Here is a 4,256-nt window from a genome sequence, read left to right on the forward strand (position 1 = left end):
CTTTGACATCGCCCGGACCGCCCGGCATTAGAGGCGCAATCCCGCAAGCCTTTTTACCGGACGCGCCAGCAAGATGAGACCCGAACGCTATAATTTTGCCGAGGCGGAGCCCCGCTGGCAAAAGATTTGGGAAGAAAAACAGTCTTTTAAGGCAGGCGAACGCGCGGGCGCGCCCAAATATTACGTGCTCGAGATGTTTCCCTATCCTTCGGGCCGGCTGCACATGGGCCATGTGCGCAATTACTCGATGGGGGACGTTATCGCGCGCTTCATGCGCGCCAAGGGCTTTGACGTTTTGCATCCGATGGGGTGGGACGCGTTCGGCCTTCCCGCCGAAAACGCCGCGGCGCAGACCGGCGCGCATCCCGCGCAATGGACCTACGCCAATATCGCGGCGATGCGGGCGCAGCTTAAAACGCTCGGGCTGTCGCTCGACTGGTCGCGTGAGATCGCGACCTGCGATCCCGAATATTATGGACGCCAGCAAAAGCTTTTCCTCGATTTCCTGAAAGCCGGCATCGTCGACCGCAAGAAGTCGAAAGTGAATTGGGACCCGGTCGACATGACGGTGCTCGCTAATGAGCAGGTCATCGACGGCCGCGGCTGGCGCTCAGGCGCGCTGGTCGAGCAGCGCGAGCTGACGCAATGGTTCTTCAAGATCACTGACTATTCCGAAGAGCTGCTCTCCGCGCTCGATTCGCTCGAGCGCTGGCCCGACAAGGTGCGGCTCATGCAGCGCAACTGGATCGGGCGCTCGGAAGGCATGCTCGTGCGCTTCGCGCTCGCCCAGCCGCTTGACGGGATGCGCGAGATCGAAGTCTTCACCACCCGCGCCGACACGCTGTTTGGCGCGAAATTCGTCGCGCTCGCCGCGGACCATCCGCTGGCGAAAGCCGCCGCCGAGAAGGACCCGGCGCTCGCCGCCTTTGCCGACGAGTGCCGGCGCGGCGCGACGTCCGCGGAAGCGATCGAGACCGCCGAAAAGATGGGCTACGACACGGGGCTGCGCGTTGTTCATCCGTTCGATCCGAACTGGACGCTGCCCGTCTATGTCGCGAATTTCATCCTGATGGACTATGGCACGGGCGCGATCTTCGGCTGCCCGGCGCATGACCAGCGCGACCTCGATTTCGCGACCAAATATGCGCTCGGCTTCAAAGTCGTCGTCTGTCCGGAAAGTCTCGATCCGCAGCAACTCGAAAAGCAGATCGCCGAAAGCGGCGAAGCCTTCGAGGCCGAGGGGAGGCTGGCGAATTCCGGCTTTCTCGACGGGCTCACTGTGCCGGAGGCGAAGGACGACGTCGCCAACCGTCTGACGACGACGGCGCTGTTCGGCCATCCCCAGGGCGAGCGGAAGGTGAATTACAAGCTGCGCGACTGGGGGATTTCGCGCCAGCGTTACTGGGGCTGCCCGATCCCCATCATCCATTGCGAGACCTGCGGGCCGGTTCCCGTTCCAGAGGCCGATCTGCCGGTGCGGTTGCCCGAAGACGTCTCCTTCGACCAGCCCGGCAATCCGCTCGATCGTCACGCAAGCTGGAAGAATGTCCCCTGTCCCTGTTGCGGCGCGCCGGCGCGGCGCGAGACCGACACGATGGACACGTTCGTCGACTCGTCCTGGTATTATGCGCGCTTCGCAGACCCCCATAATGAGACGGCGCCGGCGAGCGCCGCGGCGCTCGCGCGCTGGCTGCCGGTCGATCAATATATCGGCGGCATCGAGCACGCGATTCTGCATCTTCTCTATTCGCGCTTCTTCGCGCGCGCCATGCGCGACAGCGGCCACGCCGCGGTGGCGGAGCCCTTCGCCGGACTCTTCACCCAGGGCATGGTCGTGCATGAGACCTATCGCGCGCCGGACGGCCAGTGGGTCGCGCCTTATGATGTCCGGATCGAAGCCAAGGACGGCGGTCGCCGCGCCTTTCTCGTCGACGGCGAGGTGGAGATCGGCATCGGCCCGATCGAAAAAATGTCGAAGTCGAAGAAGAATACTGTCGATCCAGACGATATCGTCGCGAGCTATGGCGCCGATACGGCGCGCCTTTTCGTTCTGTCCGACAGCCCGCCCGATCGCGACGTCATCTGGTCGGACGAGGGCGCGCAGGGCGCATGGCGCTTCGTTCAGCGCCTATGGAGGCTAACCGGAGAATTGGGACGGGTGGCGGCCCCCGTCGGGGCTGAGCCGCCGGCGGCGTTTCACGATCTCGCGCTGGCCGTGCGCAAGGCGACGCATCGTTCGATCGCGCAGGCGAGCGAAAACATCGAGCGGCTGCGCTTCAACAGCGCCATCGCCCGCATCCGCGAATTCGCCAATGAGCTGACGAGCGCGCTCGACGCCGTGACCGAAACGCCGGTTCCGGCCGATCTCGCCTTCGCCTTCCGCGAGGCGGCGGATGCGCTCATCCGGCTTGTCGCGCCGATGACGCCGCATGTCGCCGAGGAGTGCTGGGCCGATTTGGGCCACAAAGGTCTGGTTGCTGAAGCGCCTTGGCCGGCGGCCGATCCTACCCTGTTGGCCCAGGAGATGATAAGCCTGCCGGTGCAGGTCAACGGCAAGAAGCGCGCCGAAATTCTTGTCGCCCATGACGCCGACGAGGAAACGATTCGCAAAGAGGCTTTGGCGCAAGATGGCGTTCAGCGCGCCATGGAAGGCAAGCCGCTGAGGAAGTTCATTCTCGTTCCGAAAAGGATCGTCAATGTGGTCGTCTAGCAAATCGGCAGTCGGCAGGTCGGCAGTCGGAGGTCGTCCTAATGCCCATTGCCGACCTTCGACTGCCGCATTCCGGCAAGTGATGGTTGTTTTGGCGGCGCTGCTCGTCCTGCCGCTTGCGGGCTGCATCCAGCCGCTTTATGCGCCGGCAGGGTTTGGACTCGACTCCGCGCCGCTCGCGGCCGAGCTGCAGTCGATCGCCGTTGACGAAATTCCGCTGCGGCTCGGTCACTATGTCCGAAATGAGCTGATCTTCGGCCTGAACGGCACCGGTTCGCAGCCGCCGCCGCGCTACCGTCTGATGGTTGTGCTCCGCGAGCGCGTGCAGACGCCGATTCTCGACACCGTGACCGGCCGCGCCACCTCGGCGACGGTGATCGTCGACGCTGAATATCGGCTCGTCACCTTGCCTGATGAGGTGGAGGTCACGAAAGGCATCGCTTTCAACATCGCGAGCTACGATCGTTTCTCGAACCGCTTCTCCAATGTGCGCGCCGCGCGCGACGCAGAGATCCGCAACGCCAAGGTCATCGCCGAATCGATCCGCACCAGAATCGCCACGGTGCTCGCCACGCGCCTGTCGCCTGTCCCGCCGCCCGCCGTCGTTCGCTATTGACGGCGGAGACGGACAATAGCGCCTCATGACGGCGGTCAAGAGTCGCGACGCCGAACGTTTCATCGCCGCGCCGCCCGAGGGCGTCTTTCTTTTCCTGGTCTTTGGTTCCGATGCGGGCATGGTGCGCGAGCGCGCGCTCGCGCTCGTCGAAAAACGCGTCGACGATCGCCGCGATCCTTTCCAATTCGTCGAGATGAGCGGCGACGGCGTCGCTTCCGACCCGATTGCGCTGCTCGACGAGGCGAACACCACGCCGCTCTTTGGCGGACGGCGCGCCATCCTCGTCGAGACCGGCGGCAAGTCCGTCATTCCGGCGCTGACGTCGCTAATCGGCGCGCCGCCGGCGCATTGCACGGTCGTTCTGACCGCTGGCGCGCTCAGGCGCGACTCGCCGCTGCGCAAGCTGGTCGAGGGCGCCAAGCAAGGCGCGGCGATCGAGTGCCAGCCTGACGCGGAAGCGGATTTGCAGGCGCTGATCGAGCGCAGCCTGCGCGACGCCGGCCTTGTCGCGAGTCCCGAAGCGCGCAGCCTGCTCCTCGGCGCGCTTGGGGAAGACCGGCTGATGAGTCGCGCCGAGCTTGAAAAGCTCGCGCTCTACATGCATGGCCGCGAACATGTCGAGGCAAGGGACGTCGAAGCGATCGTCGCTCATGCCTCGAACATCGCGTCGGACCGCGTGGTGACGGCGGCTTTCGCAGGCGCCGCGGATATTGGCGCGGCGCTCGACGCCTATTTCGCGCAGGACGGCGACGCGCAGCCGCTTCTCATCGGAGCGCTGCGTTACGCCGTGGCGCTGCATCGCGCCCGCCTCGCCATGGAGCGCGAGGGCGGGCGACCCGACGTCGGCGTCTCGGCGCTGATGCGCGCGGGCTTCGGCTTCATGCACCGCGCGCTGATGGACGAGCAGCTCAAGAGCTGGTCATCCGCGCG

At 65.0% G+C, this 4,256-nt stretch carries 3 protein-coding genes; all 3 read left to right on the plus strand.

Features of this window, described 5'->3' with window-relative positions; translation table 11 throughout:
- The first annotated feature begins 73 nt into the window (after positions 1-73).
- Complete coding sequence (leuS, locus tag NEI07_RS09570; protein ID WP_256034240.1) at positions 74-2,710, plus strand: leucine--tRNA ligase; 2,637 nt, start codon at positions 74-76, stop codon at positions 2,708-2,710.
- A gap of 82 nt (positions 2,711-2,792) precedes the next feature.
- Positions 2,793-3,326 carry an LPS assembly lipoprotein LptE gene (locus NEI07_RS09575; RefSeq protein ID WP_256034241.1) on the plus strand — a complete coding sequence of 178 codons (534 nt, stop codon included), beginning with the start codon at positions 2,793-2,795 and terminating at the stop codon, positions 3,324-3,326.
- A 25-nt stretch (positions 3,327-3,351) separates the two neighbouring features.
- On the plus strand, positions 3,352-4,256 hold a 905-nt coding region (gene holA / locus NEI07_RS09580), incomplete at its 3' end, for a DNA polymerase III subunit delta (protein WP_256034242.1).

This window comes from Methylocystis suflitae (assembly GCF_024448135.1).
In the GTDB taxonomy this organism is placed as follows: domain Bacteria; phylum Pseudomonadota; class Alphaproteobacteria; order Rhizobiales; family Beijerinckiaceae; genus Methylocystis; species Methylocystis suflitae.

Coding starts and splice junctions, on each gene's coding strand:
- leuS (WP_256034240.1), top strand. CDS start 74: ATGAGACCCGAACGCTATAATTTTGCCGAGGCGGAGCCCCGCTGGCAA.
- NEI07_RS09575 (WP_256034241.1), top strand. CDS start 2,793: ATGGTTGTTTTGGCGGCGCTGCTCGTCCTGCCGCTTGCGGGCTGCATC.